The organism is Nitrospira sp. (assembly GCA_035968315.1).
In the GTDB taxonomy this organism is placed as follows: domain Bacteria; phylum Nitrospirota; class Nitrospiria; order Nitrospirales; family Nitrospiraceae; genus Nitrospira_D.
Genome location: JAVYIN010000007.1, coordinates 61,779 through 81,710 on the forward strand (window position 1 = coordinate 61,779; position 19,932 = coordinate 81,710).

Below are 19,932 nucleotides of genomic sequence, written 5' to 3' on the forward strand. Positions count from 1 at the left end.
TCCAGAGAGGGAGCCTCTCCCTGGCCCATCGTTCACACTCTAGGGGAGCGTGTGTTGCGGGTCAGCTATTCCAGCGGGTGGCGTCTTGTGGTGTGGGGGCTGTTCCTCGTGGGACTGCTGGCCGTCTCATGTGTCGCGGCGCCTGATTCTGCTTCTGCCCAGGTCCTTGATCGCATCGAGATCGTCGAGACACCCGGGGTGGCCGAGATTCACATTGTGTTCAATACCCGCGCGCTGTATTTGCGTCACACTCCGTCTGAAAAGGGCGATCTCATCAGGATCTTCCTCGACTTTCCAGATCTTGATCGATCCAGAAGGTTTGCGCGGGAACTGGCGGCCTCGCCTCCAAGCGATCTCGTGCCGAAGTTCTCGGTCACCTTTCCCGATCAGGCCACGAACGGCCTCTCGATTCGATTCGACAAGCCGGTTCGGTTTCGAATCAGCCAGCGGGATATGAGGAGCGCCAGCCGCATCGTCATCGCGGTCAAGTTGGATCGGCCGGTTCTCCCGCCGCCGGCTCCACCGGAAGTGAACAGGCCGCCGGCCATCGCGCCGGCAGCCAAGGGGCCGAAGCAGACTTTCGATATTCCACCGTTTCAGGCGGGGACAGATATTGAAACATATGCCGAGGATCTCATGGCCTTGGGGCGTGCCGCACAGGCGGCCGAAGAATATGAGAAGGCGGTCATGATTTATAATGCCGCGCTTAATCTTCCGCCAAACCGGCAATCCCGCGAGGCGCAAGAAATGATCGGAGTGGCTCGGGAGCAGACCGGGGATATCGGCAAGGCCAAGGCCGAGTATGAACATTATTTGAAAATCTATCCCGACGGGGAAGGCGCCGTGCGGGTGCGGCAACGAGTTGCGGCGCTGGCGGATCTTCAGCAGGCCATTGCCCAGGGCAAGGTGAAGAAGCCGGCGAAGAAGATCGACGAAATGCGCGTCTATGGCAGCATATACGAATATTATTATGGCGGCTATTCGCAGACGAAGATTACGGACAAGACCGCCAATACGACCACGAAATTCAATCAGCAGGATCAGTCGATGCTGCAGTCCGCATTTGACGTCACCGGCCGGTATCGGAAGGACGAATACGATACCAAAATCGTCGTGCGGGGCACCCAAACCTACGACCTCTTAGCGGACACAGAGGTGCGGCGCAATGTCAACCGTCTTCGTGCCATGTATCTAGAGCATTCCAGCCAAGATTCGTATTTCTTCCGTGTGGGCCGCCAGCCTGGTAACACGGGTGGGGTGCTCGATTTTCGATTCGATGGAGTGTGGGCACGCTATACGGCGGTTCCGCAGTTCCTGAATCTCAATCTGATCGCGGGCCAGCCAAGGCAATTCAGTCTTAGCTCGAACTATGTGCCCGACGATCCGCGAAATTTCCGCGCGGATGTAAAACGCTATTTTTACGGTGCCAATGTCGATATCGGGCCTTTGGGGCAGGCCTGGAGCGGAAATGTCTACTATATCAATCAGATGGTGAACGGCGTGGTCGATCGCCGTGCGGTGGGGACCGAGGTGCGCTATGCTTCGAACGGCAAGAATGCGTTTGGCCTGGTCGACTACGATGTGTCCTATGGGGTGCTCAATGTGGCGATGCTCAATGGCAGCTGGGTGACTGAAGGCACCACCGTCACGGTCCTGGCTGACCATCGCAAAACGCCCTATCTGCAGACGACCAATGCGCTCTACAGTGTGCCGGGCGCCTCCCTGGATCATATCAATTCCACCAACGCGGATTTGTTGCGGGCACAAGCCGCCGCCGTGACGGCGACCAGCGATCTGTTCATGCTCGGCATGCTCCGCGCGGTCACGACGCAATGGCAAGTGGGCGGAGATGTCCGTCTCAACCGCATATCCGGAACCGGACAGTCGAATTGTTTGGTCATTTTGCCGGGGACGAGCACCCTCTTCCTCAATCCGAATGCGACGACGGATGCGCCCTGCACCTTGCAAGCTCTTCCCGGGACTGGCAATATCTGGACCTATACCGCACAGGCGATTGGCGCGAATTTTCCGTTCGAGAGCACGACGTTCGTGGCCAATGCCAGTTACATCGCAAGCCCGGCCTACCGCGGCCAGTCGCTGACGCTCAATACCTTGGCTCGGTTGGGGCCGCAGTGGCAGTTCGACACGTTCGTGATTTTGTATCACCAAAAGGATGACCTTCACGTTGAGTTGTATCGTGTCACGCCGACGATCCGGATGGATTATCGGTTCTTGAATAGCTGGACGATCGAAGGGTCGGCCGGTGTCGAAAAAACGTTCACGACAAGCCCCGCTCAGAAGGACTCGACGACGCGCGAGTTCTTTTTTCTCGGGCTGCGGTGGGATTTTTCTTAACGATGCTGGATATCGCTGAGCTCAGTTGTCATCGTGGGGATCGGACGCTGTTCGGGCCCTTGAGCCTATCGCTGCCGGCCGGACGACTGTTGTCGGTCGAAGGGCCGAACGGGTGCGGCAAGACCACCTTCCTGCGGGCTCTCTGCGGGTTGACGACGCCGGATCATGGGACGATCCGTTGGCAAGGCCGGGACATTGCCGAGCAGCGTGAGCGTTTCGTGTCCCACGTCCTCTATATCGGTCATCGCAACGGCCTGAAAGACGAATTGAGTCCGATGGAGAACGTGCAGGCGGCGCTGCACATTGCCGGCCATGCGGTCACAAGCGAGGCTGTGCGTGCGGCCTTGGATTCCGTCGGGCTCGGCTCCTCCTGTCATCAGTTACCGGCCAAAGTGCTGTCGGAAGGGCAGAAGCGCCGGGTGGCGCTGGCCCGCCTCTGGTGCAGCGAGCAACTGCTCTGGGTGCTGGACGAGCCGTTGACGGCGCTGGATGCGCAGTCCTCCCGGTTGCTTCGGGACCGATTACAGCAGCATGTCGCACAGGGAGGGCTGGTGGTGGTGGCCACGCATCAGGCGATCGGGCTGGATGAGTCTGTTGTCCAGCAGCTCAGGCTTGGCGAATGACTTCATCAGGGATGATGGCGACAGTGCTGAGTCTGATGCGGCGCGACCTGCTGCTGGCCTGGCGCCGCCGTGCGGATCTCGCGACCACGCTCTTCTTTTTTGTGATCGTGGCCAGTCTGTTTCCGTTGGGCGTGGGGCCGGAACCTGCCGTCTTGCGGACGATTGCGCCGGGCGTGTTGTGGATTGCGGCTCTCCTCTCCAGTCTGTTGTCACTCGGGCGATTGTTTTCGGTCGATTACCAAGATGGGACGCTTGAGCAGATGATGTTGGTCCCGCAGCCATTGGCCGCGCTCGTGTTCGGGAAAATTGCCGCCCATTGGCTTGTGGCGGGGCTGCCGGTTGTGGTGCTGTCTCCATTGATCGGGCTTCAGTTCGGGTTAAGCGGGGAGGCGATCGTGATTCTGAGCCTATCCCTCCTGCTCGGAACTCCGACCTTGAGTCTGGTGGGGGCGATCGGCGCGGCGCTCACGTTGGGAGTTCGAGGAAGCCATCTCTTGAGCGCGCTGCTGGTGCTGCCCCTGTTCGTGCCGGTCCTCATATTCGGCGCGGGGGCTGTGGCGAGCAGTGAGGCGGGCATGGGAGCAGAGGGACATCTTTCGCTGCTGGGGGCCTGTGCCGTGCTGGCGGTTCCGTTTGCACCCTGGGCGACCGCGGCGGCGTTGCGGATCGCGGTGGAGTAAGATCACGGGATGAAGAGGGATCGTATCAACTGGTTTCAGTGGTCTTCGCCACAGGCGCTGTACCCGTTTGCCGGGAACCTGATTCCCTGGCTCGCGGTCTTGTCAGCCGCGTGTATCCTGGCAGGCCTGTATATGGGATTGCTGGTGGCGCCGACCGACTTCCAGCAAGGCGATTCATACCGCATTATTTTTGTGCATGTGCCGGCAGCCTGGATGTCCATGTTTCTCTATGTCGTAATGGCGGGGTGGGCGGCCGTGGGGCTGGGATTGAAGGCGCGCCCGTCGTTTATGATGGCCCAGGCGATTGCTCCGACCGGGGCGCTGTTCACGTTCCTGGCTCTGTTCACCGGGGCCTTCTGGGGGAAACCGACGTGGGGGGCCTGGTGGGTGTGGGATGCACGGCTGACCTCCGAACTGATCCTGCTCTTCCAATATGCCGGGGTGATGCTGCTCCACGCCTCGATCGACGATCTCCGGCGCGCCGACCGCGCGAGCGCCGTGCTGGCCCTGGTGGGTGTCGTGAATGTGCCGATCATTTATTTCTCCGTGCGCTGGTGGAATACGCTCCATCAAGGCGCGTCGATCAGCATGACCGCGGCGCCCAAGATGGCGGCGACGATGCTGGCAGCGATGGGGATCATGGCGGTGGGAATGTGGCTGTACAGCGCGGCGGTCACGCTGATGCGTGTCCGGTGCATCATTCTTGAACGTGAGCGGCACGCCTCCTGGGTGCAGACGGAGAGGGGAGCCTGATGCAGTGGCAGAGCCTCAGCGAGTTTCTGGCGATGGGCGGGTATGGAATGTATGTGTGGCCGTCGTTCGGGATGACGGCGGTCTGCCTCATAGGGGAAATCCTTGCCCTTCGTCGGCGACAGGCGGCGGCCCGCGCCGCACTGGCTCCATCATCCGCATCGATGGACATCGCATCATGACACCGAGACACACACGTTTTTCCATGATCGGTCTTGGCCTGGTGGCGTTGGGCATCGCCGCGGCCTTGGTGCTGAACGCCTTCAATTCCAATCTCGTGTTCTTTTTCACGCCGACGCAGGTGGCGAACGGAGAAGCTCCGAAGGGGCGGAGTTTCCGCATCGGCGGCTTGGTCGAAGCGGGGACGCTGGCTCGCGAGGGCGATGGCCTCACGGTGCATTTCATTGTGACAGACACGGTGAAACGCATTCCTGTCACCTATAAGGGCATTCTTCCGGATTTGTTCAAGGAAGGAAAGGGCGCGGTGGCGCAGGGGCAGTTAGGGGCTGACGGTACCTTTGTCGCCACCGAAGTGTTGGCCAAGCACGATGAGAATTACATGCCGCCCGAAGCAGCTGAGGCCATTGCGAAAGCGAAGAAGTCCGGCGCGCAGAGCAGCACCACGCTGACGGCGCCGCCGGAGAGGACTGGCCCATGATTCCTGAAGTCGGCCATTTTGCCTTGATCCTCGCGCTCTGTGTGGCGTTGGTGCAGGGAATCCTGCCCATCTATGGCGCCGCGGCCGGGAGTCCGGTCTTGATGTCCGTCGCGAAACCGGCGGCGCGCACGCAGTTTCTGTTGGTCTTGACCGCTTTCTGTTGCCTCGGCTACGCCTTTGCCGACAAAGATTTTTCGGTCCTCTATGTCGCGGCCAATGCCAACTCGCAATTGCCGCTGCATTATCGGCTTGCCGCCATCTGGGGCGCGCACGAAGGCTCCCTGCTGTTGTGGACCTTCATCCTGACGCTCTGGATGTTCGCCGTGACGCTGTTCTCCACCCATCTGCCGGAGACGATGCGCGCGCGGATTCTCGGGGTGATGGGCTTGGTCAGCGTGGGGTTTCTTCTGTTCATGTTGACCGTGTCGAATCCGTTTGAGCGATTGATTCCCGCCGCGCCCGATGGCCGTGATCTGAATCCTCTGCTGCAAGATCCCGGCATGGTCATGCACCCGCCGATGCTTTATATGGGCTATGTCGGATTCTCCGTGGCCTTCGCCTTTGCCATTGCGGCGTTGCTGGGGGGCAATCTCGATGCGGCCTGGGCCCGCTGGTCGCGCCCCTGGACGACGGTGGCCTGGTGTTTCCTGACGGTCGGCATCGCGCTGGGCAGCGGCTGGGCCTACTACGAACTGGGCTGGGGCGGCTGGTGGTTTTGGGATCCAGTTGAAAATGCGTCATTTATGCCCTGGCTGGCCGGAACGGCATTGATGCATTCGCTCGCCGTCACGGATAAACGGGGCGGGTTCAAGGTCTGGACGGTCTTGCTGGCGATCATGGCATTTTCCCTGAGCCTGCTCGGGACATTCCTGGTGCGCTCCGGTGTCCTGACGTCGGTCCATGCCTTTGCGACGGATCCGAAGCGCGGACTCTTCATTCTGGCGTTCCTGGCGGTCGTCATCGGCGGGTCGCTGCTGCTCTATGCCTGGCGGGCGCCGCGTGTGGGGTTGGGCGGGGGATTCGATCTCGTCTCGCGTGAGTCGATGCTCCTGGCTAACAATGTGTTGCTGGTTGTGGCCATGGGATCGGTGCTGTTGGGGACCTTGTACCCGCTGTTTCTGGATGCGTTGGGATTAGGCAAGATTTCCGTCGGTCCCCCCTATTTCGATACGGTGTTCGTCCCGCTCATGACGCCCGCCCTCTTTCTGATGGGGATCGGTCCCATCGCGCAATGGAAGAAGGCGAGCCTGCCGGATTTGGCCATGCGTCTGCGCTGGGCCTTCGGGGCCAGTGTGGTGACCGCCCTGCTGCTGCCATTGGCGCTGGGCAAGTGGACGCCGCTTCTCAGCCTGGGGCTGCTGTTGCCGGCATGGATTGTGACGACGACTCTCGTGAACCTTCGGGAACGAGCGAGCCATCTTGCCGGCACGACGCTCGTGAGCGGGCTGGCGGCTCTTCCTCGGGCCTATTGGGGCATGGTGCTCGCGCATTGCGGCATCGCCGTTTTTATTGTCGGCGTGACGATGGTCAAAGGGTTTGAGGTGGAGCAGGATCTGCGAATGAATGTCGGGGAGACGGCGACGATCGGCGGCTACACCTTCCGATTCGACGGGGCGCAGGACGTGAAAGGGCCGAACTACCGGGCGGCGCGCGGCACCTTCCATGTGACCAAGGACGGGCGTGATGTCACGGTGATGTATCCGGAGAAGCGGCTCTACTCCGTTCAAAATCAAACCATGACCGAAGCCGCGATCGATTCAGGCCTGTGGCGTGACCTGTATGTCTCATTGGGCGAGCCGCTCGCGGCTGGCGCCTGGAGCGTGCGGCTCTACCATAAACCCTGTGTGGATTGGATTTGGGGCGGGTGCTTGATCATGGCACTGGGCGGCCTGTTGGCCGTGAGCGATCGACGGTATCGGCTGGCCTGGCGCCGGGAACGGCCAGAGGAGCCGGAGGCGCGTCACCCTCTGAGCAAGCGTGTGGCATGAAACGGTTTCTACTGCCTTTGGCCATCTTTGCAGTACTGGTGGGATTCCTGGCGGTCGGACTGACCCTGAACCCCAGGGAAGTGCCGTCCCCGTTGGTCGGAAAGCCGGCTCCGGCGTTTCGCCTGCCGCAATTGCACGATCAAGAGAAGACCTTCGCTCCGTCTGATATGACCGGCCAGGTGTGGCTGTTAAATGTGTGGGCGTCCTGGTGCGGCGGCTGCAAGGAAGAACATCCGGTCCTGATGCGCATGGCGCAGGCGGGGAATGTGCCGATCTATGGCATGGACTATAAGGATCGCCGCGAGGATGCTCTGAGCTGGCTGCGGCGGCAGGGGAATCCCTATCCCGTGACGGCCGTTGACGCAGAGGGGCGGATCGGCATCGATTACGGCGTGTACGGGGTGCCCGAAACCTATGTGATCGATAAGCAGGGCGTCATTCGCTACAAACAGATCGGACCCTTGGATGACGAGGTGGTCGCCAAGACGATCCTGCCGCTGGTCAAGGAGCTGCAAGCACAATGAGATGGCTGGTGTGCATGGCTCTGCTGCTCCCGGCGCTGGCCTGGGCTGGGGAAGCCAAGCCGTTGGCCGAGGACCCGGTGGCTGAGGCGCGGCTGAAGCATCTGGCCGTCGAACTCCGGTGCCTGGTCTGCCAAAACCAAACCCTGGCGGACTCGAATGCTCCGCTCGCGGAAGATTTGCGGCGCGAGGTGCGGGAGATGATCGCCAAGAACATGAGCGACCAGGAGATCATCGACTTTCTCGTGCAGCGGTATGGCGACTTCGTCCTCTACCGGCCGCCGGTGAAAGCCACCACCACCCTCCTCTGGATCGGGCCCTTTCTCTTGCTCGCGGGAGGCGGGATGGCGCTCGTGCTGGTGTTGCGGCGCCGCGGACAGGCGGTGACGGATGCGCCGGTGACCGAGGAAGAGCACAGACGAGTCGAACAGCTCTTGTCACACGGAGAGAAACGATCATGACGCTCGTATTTTGGTTGATCGCCTGGGCCATGACGCTCCTCGTGCTCGGCTTGCTGCTCTGGCCCATACTCAAGCGGCAGGAATCGACCGCGCAGGAAGAGGGGGAAAAAACCCTGTCGGTCTATCGCCAGCAATTCGCCGAATTGGAGCAAGACCATCGGCATGCGGCGTTGACGGACGAACAGTATCAACAGTCCAAGCGAGAGCTGGAACGCCGGCTGTTGGAAGAGACCGGGCCGGTCGCGCCGACTCCTGCGGCGACACGGCAGCCGGTCAATCGCCTGGCGATTGCCGTGGCTCTGGCGGTCGTCATTCCGACGCTTGGCGGAGTGTTGTACTGGAAGCTGGGCAATCCGCTGGCGATCACCCATCCCACGGCCTCTTCGCCGGTCGCGCAAGGGAGGGACGACTCCGATCATCAAACATCGGAGGGGCTCGACGCGCTGTCAGAAAAATTGAAGAAGAAGCTGGAGCAGAATCCGAACGACGGTGTGGGATGGGCGCTCCTGGCACGATCCTATGCGGAAATCGGCCGGCATGCCGATGCGGTGCCGATATACGAGAAGGCCATGACGCTGATACCTGACGATCCCCAGTTGCTTGCCGACTATGCCGACGCGCTCGGGATGCTGCAGGGCCGCACGCTAAACGGGAAGCCGGAGCAGTTAATTCAGCAGGCGCTGAAGATCGATCCGAAGCATGTGAAGTCCTTGATGCTGGCTGGCACTATCGCATTCGATCGACGGGAGTTCGGTCAAGCGGCGCAATATTGGGAGCGGGCCCAGGCGAACCTTTCCGCCGATGTGGACAGTGAGGCGAAGCAGGAACTGCTGGCCGCGATCACCGAGGCGAAAGGGCTGGCGGCCGGGAAGCCCGCAGCCGCGAATGTAGCAGGAACCTCCGTGGCGCCATCGAAGCCAAGCGGGCAGGCAGCCGCCATCAGCGGCATGGTGACCCTGGCGCCCGCTCTCGCGGCGAAAGGCGCGCCGACCGATACCCTCTTCGTCTTCGCCCGAGAAATGAATGGTCCGCCCATGCCGGTGTCGATCGTGCGCGCGACGAAGAAAGAGCTACCCTTTACGTTCACGCTCGATGACTCGACCAGTCCTATGCCGTCGAGAACACTCTCCGATGTGGGGAGCGTGGTGATCGTGGCGCGGCTCTCCAAGTCCGGAGAGGCGAAGGCGTCGAGCGGCGATTTGCAGGGGATGAGCCAGCCGGTGAAACCGGGCGCCAAGCAGGTCACGGTCGTCATCGATCAAGAAGTGCCGTAGTCCGGGAGGACCCGATGTCCCACACCGTCCTGACCGCGCTGCTCTATCTTGTGCCGTTCGTGATCGCGCTCGTCCTCTATTCCCGCCGCCATCGGAAGAAGGAACGCCACTACCGTGCCCGTCTGGCTGAAACGGTCAAGGCGAAGATTCCTGAACCGCTGACCTTGCACCCGGTCATCGATACCAACAAGTGCATCGGCTCCGGGGCCTGCGTGAAGGCCTGTCCCGAACATGCGCTGGGGATTGTCAGAGGGAAGGCGGTGCTGGTGGAGCCCGACCATTGTATTGGGCACGGGGCCTGCGAGTCGGCCTGTCCAGTCGAAGCCATCTCGCTGGTGTTTGGGACGGAAAAGCGCGGCATCGACATCCCACAGGTGAAGCCGACGTTTGAGACGAATGTGCCGGGCATCTATATCGCCGGCGAGCTGGGTGGCATGGGATTGATCCGCAAGGGCGTCGATCAGGGAGCCCGGGCCATCGAGTCTCTTCGTCAATACAAGGGGGCCGGCGATCAGCTGGATGTGGTGATCGTGGGGTCAGGACCAGCCGGTCTCTCCGCGTCGCTGGCGGCAAAAGAGGCGAATCTTCGGTTCGTGACGGTTGAACAGGAGGATGGATTGGGCGGCACCGTCTACCATTTTCCCCGTCGGAAACTAGCCATGACGGCGCCGATGAATTTGCCGATTATCGGGAAGTTCGATCGCCACGAAATCAGCAAGGAAGAACTCCTGGAGTTTTGGAATGGCGCGATTCGCAAGACGGGATTGAAAATCAGATTCTCGGAGCGGATGGAGGCGATTGACAAGGTAGACAAGGGCTTCCTCGTGAAAACATCAAAGCAGAGTTACAAAACGAGGAATGTGCTCCTTGCGATCGGGCGGCGTGGGACGCCGCGTAAACTGGGTGTGCCGGGCGAAGAGCAGCCGAAGGTGGTGTACCGCCTGATCGATGCGGAACAATACCGGGGGCAGCATGTGTTGGTGGTTGGAGGTGGCGACAGCGCGGCGGAAGCGGCCTTGGCGATTGCCGCCGAACGAGGGACCACCGTCACGATTTCCTGCCGCAACGATGCCATCTATACCCAGCCCAAAGACAAGAACCGCCAGCAGGTTAGACAAGCCGTGGAGGGAAAGAGGCTCACGGTGTATCTGAATGCCAACGTGAAAGAAATCGGGAAGGAGACGGTGACGCTTGTCCACGAGGGGAAAGACATCACGTTGAAGAACGAGGCCGTGATCGTGTGCGCCGGCGGCACGCTTCCAACGCCGATGCTGAAAGACATTGGTGTCATGGTGGACACCTATTATGGGCAAGCAATCGCGCGCTGAATCAATTGTCTCGGCGGGCGCTCGTCCAGGTGACGGTGGTGTTCAGTGTCGTCCCGCGGAGGGCGACGGTCTTCCCGCTGGAGAGCCCGGAAAAAAAGCTGCTTCGTCCTGTGGCGCCATTGGGCCCACTGAATCCACTCTCGGGAATGTTCGATGTGTCGATCGCTGATCCGAGCAGAACCACCCATGGAGCAGCCGCGGATGTGATGCGGCCGCGCACCTGCACCGCAGAGGAGGGAGAGGTGCGTTCCACTTCCGTCGCCAGGATGGCCGTATTATTCAGCACGGTTCCGTGAAGATGGAGGTGGTCGCCGTTGCGCAGGTTGAGGAGAGAACGGGGATCGCCTTCGCCGTGAAGGTCCGTGTTGCGGTCGAAGAGGATCGTGAGGCCTGGCAAACCGGCGAGCGTTAACGAGTTATCGGTTGAATTGAGGGCCGCTACATTCCCTTGCAGTTCCGTCTCACCCTCGAACGCCACCTTTGTTGCATTCAGGACGCCGCCGATCAGGGAACCATGCACGTCCAGATGCGTGCCGGCCATGATGTTGCCGAGCGATCCACCCTCGAAGGTCGCGCCCGCACTTACCCGGACATGCACGTTGTTGAGATAGAAATCGCCTGGTCCGTCGACACGGGTGACGAAGTCTTCGACTTCGGTATCGTCACTGTTTGAAACCCCGAGGTATCTCGGTTTCACGTTCGTCGCGATCATCCTGGCTCCATAGGGGCCTGGCCCGCCTGGACTCCACCGATCGCCGTTGGCGAAGACCACCAGGCCGTCCCATGTCTGGAGTTGGTTGGCCAGTGCGGGCATGGAGCTGATGTCCGCGAGTGAGTAGTCCACCACCAGCTCCCCGATCTCAAACGTGTTGGCCGAGGGGGTGTGGTTTTTCACGATCCCTTCAATCTCATAATGGGGGATGCCGGTATGGGGCTGAATCAGCGTGGCGAGAATAGTCCCATCTCCGGTTACGAAGCCGCTGATCTCCACAACGGTATTCAGCACGGCTGTTGGATTAAGAGTATGAGGAGCCGCACCCTGGAGGGATAGGTCAATTTCCGTTTTCTGATTCACCGAGACGACTTGTCCGAGCACGACCAGGCTGAGACCGTCCGGAGACACGGCTTGCACGGCGCCTTCGACGGTTTCTTCATAGATAATTTTGTCGGCGATGCGTGTCGGGGGCTGTGTCGTGCCTGCGGAGGTCGTGCGAGTGCCGTTGATGAGCACGATCATGCCGAGCTTCACCCGATTCTCGGAACTGCAGGGCTCGCGGTCGATGCAATAGAGGGCATTGGTATTATCGTATTCGGTGCCGGATACAAAGACGCTGCCGAATTTCGTCACCGGGCCTGAGGAGACCGTGGCCACGGATCCGGTGCCGCCGATCCCGCCACCGGCCTGCGGTCCTGGGGCGGCGGGTCCGCACGCAGCGAGAGACAAGAAGAGCCCCAGCAGGACAAGAGAAGTGCGTAAGGGTTTAATCCGCATGCTGGCATTGGGTGATTGACGAGTCATACAGCTTTGGGCGAGGCCTCAGGGTTCTTGATCGAGCCGTTCTTCAAAATGGTAGATCCCCAGGCCGACACGGACCCGGCCGGTGCCGTTGATCGCGGGATTCACATCGCGATCCCGTTGGGAGAGCCACCGGTCGAGGGCTTCCAGAAGTTCCTGGCCTTGGGCCGATGCAAGGATGTGAAATGCCTGGGCCGCTTCGACGGGAACATTGTCGTACATCACTTTCCGCTGGAAGCGGGCCTTGGACGGATTTTGGTGCACGTTATGGTCGATGGTGCCGATCAAGTCGGCGGTATCCGTGCCGAGGACCTGGAGTTTTTCGGCCGTCCCTTTCTGCGGCACATAGGCGTGGGTGAGGAGGCAGATCCGTCCATCCTTCATCTGTTTGACGGCGCCGACACGCAGGAGTTCGTCCAGCATGGCGCGCACCGGAATGTCTCCGCTATAGCGTTTGACCAGCTCGCTGAATGACGCGCGCCGGTCGTTCAGGCGCAACGGAAGCGGATGGCCTTTGCCGTCCCCAAAATCCGGGTCGCGGACCCAGCCGGTAATCACGCGGGCCGCCCGATGATATTCCTCCGTCGCATTCTGCTCGGCTCCTCCCGGGGCGGCCAGCAAGCGCTGCACCTCTTTCCGCGTCAGTCCGGTCAGAATCGCGATGCGCGAGGTCGTCTGTTTCTTCCCCGGAATGCCAAATTCCTTCAGCGCGACCTCGACATAGGCCTGTTTCGCCAGTTCGGCGAATGTCTGGTGGGAGACGCTGTTTCGGAGCAGGATTCTTGCCAGCGGGCGCAGCAATGTGAGGGTTGCGGCGGACAAGGCCTGCACGGGCTTGGCTTTGGGCATATGGGAATATAGTCCCACGTTTTGGCCAAAAGCAATCGGCGAGAGGCCTGTTTGTGCATGACAGGCTGCGGAAAAACTCGCGCGGACCGTTCAGCATCCAGCTAGAGGCCGGAGAGGCGCTGGATCAGTTGCCGGCTGGCCTCGGTGAGTTGCAGAAATTCCACGCCGTACGTGGTGCCCTCGGCCCAACGGACCAGGCCCATCGGCACGGTGATGGGAATATGTTCTCCGGGAACGAAGATCTGGATCTCGATCTGTGCGTGCAGAATGAGCGGAGAGAGGCTATGGAACTTGCAGCCGCCGGTGGAGAGATCAATGGCCGTGCCCTCTCCAGTCTCGCCATCCGGCGTGGTAAAGGCGGCCTGAAATGCCGTGACTACCCGGGGGTGTTGACGGCGGTCTGGGATAGGGGTGGACTGGGCACGAAGGGACATGTGATGCAAACCCTCAGGATACCGGCCCATCATCGTCCGAATGGTGGTGAGAGACAAGAAACTTCGGGGTTTTATCCGCCTGCCAGTGAACCGGGGGGGAGGGCGGCCCCCTGTACTGCGCCATGAGCCGGCGCCTTGCATGAGTTGGCATTCCGCTTGACTGAGGGGGAAAGCCATCTATAGTGGGCACATAAGGCGTTGGCCTTCCGCAGGCACCTGGCAAGGATACCATTCACAATGGCTCAACGGCTCACCTGCCCGCAATGTCAAACGGACCGCGTGCTCCGTTCCTATCCGCAGTCGCTGCGCGAGCATGTGGCGTCGTGGCTGGGGATTGCGCCGTTTCATTGCCAGGACTGCAGGTTTCGGTTTCTGACTTTTCGGCTGAGCTTCAATGAGGCGAAACCGCCGGCCGACCGTCGCGAGCATTTCCGCATCCCGGTGCGGCTATTTCTCTCGTTTTCAGGCGGGAAAATCAGGGGGGAAGGCACGGTGCTGGATCTCTCAATGGGGGGCTGTGTCATCCAGAGCGAGACGCAAGTTCACATCGATGACATCTTCTATTTGCAGGTGGCGATTTCCGACCAAGACCCTCCGCTCGAAGTGGCGGCGATGGTGCGTTCGGTAGGCCCACGCGGCATTGCCTTCAAATTCCTCCGCAAAGCGCAGGACGATAAACGCCTTCAGAGTTTCATTCACGCCCATTCGAGCCCCCTCTCATCCAGAGAGATGACCCACAGTCTGGCACGCTAGTTACTGCGGCGATTCCCAAGCAGAGGGAAGGGGATGCTCATCCAGTAAGCGGTTGTGTTCGTCCAGATCGTAGGGTTCGATGGCGAAGTCCTGCCGCTCCATCGGTTCCCCACAGAGCGGCGAGCAGAGAAATTCGATCAGGGCCTGGGCGTTCGTTTCCGTAGAGAAGCGGCAGAGGCCGTATTCCGGCATTCCCGAGGAGGGGTGCCAGAAGGCCAGCTCGATGGCGCTGCCCTGATAGATGCCCAGCGTGCGGTGCCGCACCTGAAACCCGCCTGGCAGATGGGACGACCGTTCCAGCGACATAAGACCTCTTGACTCACATATCTTAATGACTATGGCCATGGTAGCATGATCGCTAGTTCGGACGACAAGAGCGTCCGTCTTTGCCGAAGGAGGGTCTGATGACACGCAAGAGGTGGACGAATGGGTTACTGGCGGTTGTGATGGTCTGCGCGGGCCTGGTATCCGGGTGCGGCTATAACGATCTCCAAGGGCTGGATGAAGATACCAAGGCGGCCTGGAGCGAGGTCATTAACCAATACCAGCGCCGGGCGGACCTCATTCCCAACCTCGTGGCGACCGTGAAGGGCTACGCCGAACACGAGAAGGAAACGCTCGAAGGCGTCGTGCAGGCGCGTGCCAGCGCCACGAGTGTGCAAGTGACGCCGGAGACTCTGAAAAATCCGGCAGCGTTTGAACAGTTTCAGAAATCGCAGGCCGGGTTGACCTCGGCATTGGGGCGGCTTTTAGCGGTGGCGGAAAACTATCCCACCTTGAAGGCGGATCAAAACTTCCGCGATCTCCAGAGCCAGCTCGAAGGGACGGAGAACCGCATTGCTGTCGCGCGCAAGCGCTACATCGACCGGGTGGCGGAGTACAACAAAATGGTTCGCTACTTCCCGACCAATCTCACGGCGAAATTCCTGCTCCATCTGGAGGAAAAGCCGAATTTCACCGTGGCGGATGAAAAAGCGGTGGCCAAGCCGCCGGAAGTCAAATTTTAGGAATTGCGTCGATCATGAGGACGTTTACCATGAGCCGTGTCTGGCCTGAGCCGGCGCGGCTCATGTTGTGTCTGGGCCTCGTGCTCTGGGCCGCCTCGGCCTGGGCGCTGGAGGTGCCAGCCCTCACAGGCCGCGTCGTCGATCCGTCCCATGTGCTCCCAGCGGCCACGGTCGAATCCCTCACCGCCAGCCTCGCGGCTCATGAGGCGAAGACCAGCAATCAAGTCGCCGTCCTCATTCTGCCCTCCCTCGAAGGCGAACCGTTCGAGCCCTTTTCCCATCAGGTGGCCACCACCTGGAAGCTCGGTCAGAAGGGGACGGACAATGGGGTGCTGTTGCTGGTCGCCTTGAAAGAACGCAAGGTCCGGATCGAAGTGGGCTATGGCCTGGAGGGGACCTTGACCGATGCCAGGTCGGCGCAAATTATTCGGCACGAGATTGTGCCGCGATTTCGTGCGGGCGATCTGCCAGGCGGAGTGACTGCCGGGATTGAGGCGATTCTGAAGACCATCGAAGGCACCTATCAGGCGCCTGAGCGGCCAGCGGGACAGGCCGGCGGCGAGGACATGGTTGGTCAGATCCTCGTGGCCCTGCTCATCGGCGTGGTGTTTGGCTTGGCCCTCTCGAATGTGAATCGTGTCGTCGGCGCTCTGGCTGGCACCGGCCTCGCTCTGTGGCTGTCTCCCTGGCTGATTCCGGCCATCGTCACGGGCCTGGTCACCTTACTGGTGGTTCTGTTCTTAGGGACTGCAATGTCGGGCCGCGGTGGCCGTGGCTTTGACGACTGGACCTCCTACAGCAGCAGGGGCGGAGGATGGGGAGGCGGCGGGTTCGGAGGTGGAGGAGGATTCAGCGGCGGGGGCGGCGATTTTGGAGGAGGAGGCGCCAGTGGCGACTGGTAAACAGGCCGCGTTGTCGGCAGCAGAGCGGGAGCGCATCCGGCAGGCAGTCCATGCAGCCGAGCAGCGGACCAACGCGGAAATCGTGCCGATGATCGTCGCCCGGTCCGGGCTCTACCGCGACGCTCAACATTGGGTGGGGCTGATCGCCGCGTTGGCCACCTTGGCTGCGTTACTGACCATCGAGGTCTCCTGGGTGCCTTGGGGCTGGCACGCCTCGAATGCCGCCTGGCTGGTGCTCGCCGTCACGCTCGCCTATGTGGGCGGGACCTGGATCGGGACGTGGCCGCCGGTCATCCGCCTGCTCACCTCCCCCGCTCGCATGCGGCACAAGGTCGTGCTGAGAGCCGAGCGGGCCTTTGCGCAACAGGCCGTCTCGCAGACGCGTGAGCGCACCGGCGTGTTGATCATGCTGTCGATCTTGGAGCGGCAGATCTACGTCTTGCCGGATCGTTCCTTAGCGGGGCTGGTGTCGGCGGAACGATGGCAGCAGGTGGTACAAGCGGCGGTGGAGCGGTTGCAGGGCGGGAACATTGCCGAAGGATTGGCGCAAGCCGTCGCCGCCTGTGGTGCGGTGCTTGCCGAAGCCTGCCCCGGCCGCCCCGGCAACAACCCCAACGAATTGCCGGATGAACCGATTCAGGAAGGATAGAAGGTTTGAGCCATCAAAAGCTTTGTTCGATACATAAGCGATCGGGTGTCCTTAGAATATGATTCAAGGCCATACTCAAAGCTGCGAATGTGGAGGCCTTAAGCTCTGGCCGGCTGCTTATCGGCTCAGACCACCTGGAACTAGTCAGTGCTCCTCACGAGCCTCGAAATCTTTACGATCAATCTTCAATAATTCTTTAGACGAAGAAATATTTTTCGCCAGGCGCATCACCACGGAGGCTGCGCAGAGGGGGCCAGCGTCGATAAGCGCGTCCCCCCAGGCGTGACCTATCTTGACTTCTGGCTGATCGAGATAGGTCGCGAATCGTTCACTGTGTTGGGCTATGTCTATCCCCCCTCCCGAGATCGAAAGGAGCTCCGCAGCAGCTGCGGCTAGAAAAGCGGCTGCTCGCTCGCCAGTGGTGGCTTTCATCTTAACCGCTAGAAGCAGCCTGGATGCCGTTACCAATTCAGGGATACGGTCGTTCTTTTTCTTCTTTGCCATATTCACTCCCTTCACTCTTTTCTGCCGATCCTAAATTTAGCTCCACGTACTCTCTGATGCGATTGTGCAATCCCACGCTTGGTTTGATTATTTCAAAGTTTCGTGCGTCTCTTCCGATTTTCTTGATGAGACAGAGCTCTTTCGGCTAGCTCTCGCATGACACGTCCATCAGGGCTATTCCGAACAGAACGAGCAAGGATGACTAGGGGCCTGCCCTCCTGCAACCGAAGGTCCGTCAAAAAGCTAGGGGTTGGCCTCTGATCCACCTTGATGTAAGCCACAAACCCAGACAGATAGAATCGACAAAACGAGATGCCGTCGAATTTTTCCGGGTGAGGATCAAGCATGGCAGTGATCTCAACATCCTCAAACCGTGCAAGAACAACAACAAACTCCTGTGTGTCACCAGGATCTTCATTCAGGATCATGGTTCTCAACCGATCCTCAAATGGCCCGATCGAAATCCTCTTGTAAAAGGTTTGCTTTGATACAGAGGCTCGCCATAGTACCGACATAAAAAAGAGCTTCAACCTTCGATAGTCGAATTTCTCCATTTCCCAAGCAACAGTTTTTCCTTGCAGTGACAATTTAATTGCTTCAGGAAATTGGCGAATTAGTATCTGCTGACCATAATCATCCCATGGCGCCATCTTCCCGTCGCACTCCGAACACAGGATGGTCGAATCATACGTACCGACCTGCATTCGTTTCGGAAAACTCCCCGGAGTATTGCTATGCAATACAGGCGCAATATTTTCGTGCCTGAGCAGTCGGAAGAAACCTTCTGGAATGATGTGGGCCTTAATTAGGTTTTTGTCCTGCAGGCACAATCTGCAGGCATTTTTCGACTGATTCATGCAGAGAAGCATACTACAGAATAGTGTGGCTAAACTGTGGCAGAGCTATCGTGTCTGATCAGGATTGATCGGTTCTTCCCGTACCTGTGCCCTTTCTGTAAGCGATTAAGAAAGAAACGAGGAGATACTATCGGGACTTATAGTTTCTGAGACTGGAGGGGCTTTAAATCTCGCAGCCTACGTCGCATCAAAGGGACACCTCTATGCGTTATTTCAATTTGCCCATGTCTATTTGACATACGGTGTTGGCGAAGCGGGTGAGTGATATCTTGGTTTCGACCCAACGATCGCCCACACATGTGCCATTCCATAAATGCACTGTCGTTATACCGCTAGAATCCGCATCCACGACTGAATCGAGCGCACCCGAGACGTCCGCACAAGCAGGTATGAGCGAACAGCCTGTTAGGCAGTGGATCTGACCGGCGCGTGCCGTGGCTGGATCGTCATGCGGATGCCGCCTTTGGGTCGCAGGGTCACCATGAGTTCAGGTTCGACGTGCTCCTGGACTAGTCGCAGGTCATAACGGCGGCCGATCAGCGCCAGGAGCAGCGGCCCTTCCACCGTCGCGAAGTGCGTCCCCACGCAGGCCCGCGGCCCCGCGCCGAACGGGAGATAGGCGCAGCGGGCTGCCGGCCGTTCGCCGTCCAGCCATCGCTCCGGCAGAAATCGTTCCGGGTCGCGCCAGTAGGCCGGATGCCTGTGCAGGTTGTACACCCCGACAAGGACGAGCGCGCCGGCCGGCAGTGACAGCCCGCCGACGGTGGCGTTGGTCGCCGCCTTGCGCTGGATGGCCGGGGCCGGCGGATATAACCGGAGCGCTTCATCGAATACCGCGCGTGTATAGGGGAGGTGTGGCAGATCGTCGGCGGTTGGCGTCCGCCCCTGAAGAACCCGGTCCACTTCCTCGTGAAACCGTGCCTTCGCCTCCGGATGGGTGGCGAGGAGGTACCACGCCCAGGCCAGCGCGTTCGCGGTGGTCTCGTGCCCTGCCGCGAAGATGGTCAGGGCCTCGTCGCGCAGCTCCTGATCGCTCAGCCCGGCCCCGGTGTCCTCATCGCGAGCCTGGAGCAGCAGATCCAGGAGGTCGTCATGCTGTGTCCCGCTTCGGCGCCGCTCGGCAAGCAAGCCATAGATCAGTCCATCCATGAACTGCAAGGCTGCGCGAAATTCACGGTTGCGCGCGGTCGGCACCCACAGGGGCAGGTGCAGCGGGTTGTGAAACGAGTCGAACGCGTATTTCAGGCTCACACGCAGGGCATGGTTGATCTGATCGATATGGTGGGCCACGCTGGTCGTGAACATGGTTTGGGAGATCACTTCCAGGGCCAGCTGCATCATTTCTGCGGCAATGTCGACCGGCTGTCCCGCCTTCTCCGCCCACCCGGCGAGCCGCTGCTCGCCGACCTGCGCCATCCGGTCGGCCATGGCCGCCATCCGGGAGCGGTGAAAGACCGGCTGGATGATGCGCCGGTGCCGCTTCCAGACCTCGCCGGAACTGGTCACCAATCCATTGCCCAGGACCAGCGCGAGGCCGTCCGGCCGCCGAGGGTCGTACACTTTCACGAAGCGGTCGGCTTGCTGGACCAGAATCTCGTCGGCGAGATCGGGATGGCTGAGGAGGTGGATAGTCTTGGGGCCGAGCCTGAAGCGCAGGGCATCGCCGTGCTGGCGCCACCAGGCCGCCATCGTCTCTAACGGGCGTTGCTTGAATGCGCGCAGGTGGCCGAGCAGAGGGGCGCCGCCTGGAACATCGACGAGCGAGAAGGGCTGAACCGGATCCGGCATGATCGGCGGACCCTAGCACAGTCATGTACCGGCAT

22 protein-coding genes are annotated in these 19,932 nt (G+C 60.4%); 15 read left to right on the top strand and 7 right to left on the bottom strand.

The genetic code is table 11. The features are described from left to right. Window positions 1-51: 51 nt before the first annotated feature. The 11 genes from RI101_10065 to RI101_10115 are packed head-to-tail and all read left to right on the top strand — an operon-like array spanning window position 52 to window position 10,638. A complete protein-coding gene (locus tag RI101_10065) occupies window positions 52-2,355 on the top strand; it encodes a tetratricopeptide repeat protein (GenBank protein ID MEC4890392.1) in 2,304 nt (767 codons plus the stop codon). A gap of 2 nt (window positions 2,356-2,357) precedes the next feature. Then, window positions 2,358-2,978 (top strand): cytochrome c biogenesis heme-transporting ATPase CcmA, encoded by a 621-nt coding sequence (gene ccmA / locus RI101_10070; protein ID MEC4890393.1) that lies wholly within the window; start codon window positions 2,358-2,360, stop codon window positions 2,976-2,978. Further along, window positions 2,975-3,658 carry a heme exporter protein CcmB gene (gene ccmB, locus RI101_10075; GenBank protein ID MEC4890394.1) on the top strand — a complete coding sequence of 228 codons (684 nt, stop codon included), beginning with the start codon at window positions 2,975-2,977 and terminating at the stop codon, window positions 3,656-3,658. Before ccmA ends, ccmB begins: the two co-directional genes overlap by 4 nt. A gap of 9 nt (window positions 3,659-3,667) precedes the next feature. Next, on the top strand, window positions 3,668-4,411 hold the full coding sequence (ccmC, locus tag RI101_10080; GenBank protein MEC4890395.1) for a heme ABC transporter permease CcmC: 744 nt from the start codon (window positions 3,668-3,670) through the stop codon (window positions 4,409-4,411). Beyond that, the gene (ccmD, locus tag RI101_10085) at window positions 4,411-4,590 is read left to right on the top strand and encodes a heme exporter protein CcmD (GenBank protein MEC4890396.1); all 180 of its coding nucleotides are present in this window, start codon (window positions 4,411-4,413) and stop codon (window positions 4,588-4,590) included. Before ccmC ends, ccmD begins: the two co-directional genes overlap by 1 nt. Then, the gene (gene ccmE, locus RI101_10090) at window positions 4,587-5,066 is read left to right on the top strand and encodes a cytochrome c maturation protein CcmE (GenBank protein ID MEC4890397.1); all 480 of its coding nucleotides are present in this window, start codon (window positions 4,587-4,589) and stop codon (window positions 5,064-5,066) included. The genes ccmD and ccmE overlap by 4 nt, the downstream gene beginning before the upstream one ends. Next, window positions 5,063-7,054: a heme lyase CcmF/NrfE family subunit gene (locus RI101_10095; GenBank protein MEC4890398.1), complete on the top strand. Its 1,992-nt coding sequence runs from the start codon at window positions 5,063-5,065 to the stop codon at window positions 7,052-7,054. Before ccmE ends, RI101_10095 begins: the two co-directional genes overlap by 4 nt. Next, entirely contained in the window at window positions 7,051-7,578 is a 528-nt protein-coding gene (locus RI101_10100) for a DsbE family thiol:disulfide interchange protein (GenBank protein MEC4890399.1), read from the top strand. The genes RI101_10095 and RI101_10100 overlap by 4 nt, the downstream gene beginning before the upstream one ends. Before the next feature lie 14 nt (window positions 7,579-7,592). Continuing rightward, on the top strand, window positions 7,593-8,036 hold the full coding sequence (locus RI101_10105; protein ID MEC4890400.1) for a cytochrome c-type biogenesis protein: 444 nt from the start codon (window positions 7,593-7,595) through the stop codon (window positions 8,034-8,036). Beyond that, window positions 8,033-9,310, top strand: a complete 1,278-nt coding sequence (ccmI, locus tag RI101_10110) for a c-type cytochrome biogenesis protein CcmI (protein ID MEC4890401.1) — start codon at window positions 8,033-8,035, stop codon at window positions 9,308-9,310. Before RI101_10105 ends, ccmI begins: the two co-directional genes overlap by 4 nt. A gap of 14 nt (window positions 9,311-9,324) precedes the next feature. Next, window positions 9,325-10,638: an NAD(P)-binding domain-containing protein gene (locus RI101_10115; protein ID MEC4890402.1), complete on the top strand. Its 1,314-nt coding sequence runs from the start codon at window positions 9,325-9,327 to the stop codon at window positions 10,636-10,638. 1 nt (window position 10,639) lies between these two features. On the opposite strand, the gene RI101_10120 is transcribed toward RI101_10115, so the two are convergent. The 3 genes from RI101_10120 to RI101_10130 form a co-directional block, all read right to left on the bottom strand. Next, a complete protein-coding gene (locus RI101_10120; protein MEC4890403.1) occupies window positions 10,640-12,157 on the bottom strand; it encodes a DUF5666 domain-containing protein in 1,518 nt (505 codons plus the stop codon). Between the two features lie 18 nt (window positions 12,158-12,175). After that, a complete protein-coding gene (locus RI101_10125; GenBank protein ID MEC4890404.1) occupies window positions 12,176-13,003 on the bottom strand; it encodes a DUF6502 family protein in 828 nt (275 codons plus the stop codon). A 101-nt stretch (window positions 13,004-13,104) separates the two neighbouring features. Next, window positions 13,105-13,437, bottom strand: a complete 333-nt coding sequence (locus RI101_10130) for a PilZ domain-containing protein (GenBank protein MEC4890405.1) — start codon at window positions 13,435-13,437, stop codon at window positions 13,105-13,107. A 237-nt stretch (window positions 13,438-13,674) separates the two neighbouring features. Here RI101_10130 and RI101_10135 point away from each other — a divergent pair, with 237 nt between their 5' ends. Continuing rightward, window positions 13,675-14,190, top strand: a complete 516-nt coding sequence (locus tag RI101_10135) for a PilZ domain-containing protein (GenBank protein ID MEC4890406.1) — start codon at window positions 13,675-13,677, stop codon at window positions 14,188-14,190. Here the strand turns inward: RI101_10135 and RI101_10140 are convergent, their stop codons facing one another. Next, window positions 14,191-14,496: a hypothetical protein gene (locus RI101_10140; GenBank protein ID MEC4890407.1), complete on the bottom strand. Its 306-nt coding sequence runs from the start codon at window positions 14,494-14,496 to the stop codon at window positions 14,191-14,193. It lies immediately after the preceding gene. Between the two features lie 98 nt (window positions 14,497-14,594). On the opposite strand from RI101_10140, the gene RI101_10145 reads away from it, so the two are divergent. Genes RI101_10145 through RI101_10155 form a run of 3 tightly spaced genes read left to right on the top strand, consistent with a single transcriptional unit; the run spans window position 14,595 to window position 16,748 of the window. Then, window positions 14,595-15,197 (top strand): LemA family protein, encoded by a 603-nt coding sequence (locus RI101_10145; GenBank protein ID MEC4890408.1) that lies wholly within the window; start codon window positions 14,595-14,597, stop codon window positions 15,195-15,197. Window positions 15,198-15,226: 29 nt separating this feature from the next. Further along, a complete protein-coding gene (locus RI101_10150) occupies window positions 15,227-16,099 on the top strand; it encodes a TPM domain-containing protein (GenBank protein ID MEC4890409.1) in 873 nt (290 codons plus the stop codon). Further along, entirely contained in the window at window positions 16,086-16,748 is a 663-nt protein-coding gene (locus tag RI101_10155; GenBank protein ID MEC4890410.1) for a TPM domain-containing protein, read from the top strand. The genes RI101_10150 and RI101_10155 overlap by 14 nt, the downstream gene beginning before the upstream one ends. A 144-nt stretch (window positions 16,749-16,892) precedes the next feature. Here RI101_10155 and RI101_10160 read toward each other — a convergent pair whose 3' ends face one another. From RI101_10160 to RI101_10170, 3 genes are all read right to left on the bottom strand, one after another. Further along, window positions 16,893-17,252, bottom strand: coding sequence for a hypothetical protein (locus tag RI101_10160; protein MEC4890411.1), 360 nt, complete (start codon window positions 17,250-17,252; stop codon window positions 16,893-16,895). Between the two features lie 92 nt (window positions 17,253-17,344). Next, window positions 17,345-18,109 carry a hypothetical protein gene (locus RI101_10165; GenBank protein MEC4890412.1) on the bottom strand — a complete coding sequence of 255 codons (765 nt, stop codon included), beginning with the start codon at window positions 18,107-18,109 and terminating at the stop codon, window positions 17,345-17,347. A gap of 405 nt (window positions 18,110-18,514) precedes the next feature. Continuing rightward, window positions 18,515-19,897: a cytochrome P450 gene (locus tag RI101_10170; GenBank protein ID MEC4890413.1), complete on the bottom strand. Its 1,383-nt coding sequence runs from the start codon at window positions 19,895-19,897 to the stop codon at window positions 18,515-18,517. Window positions 19,898-19,932 lie beyond the last annotated feature (35 nt).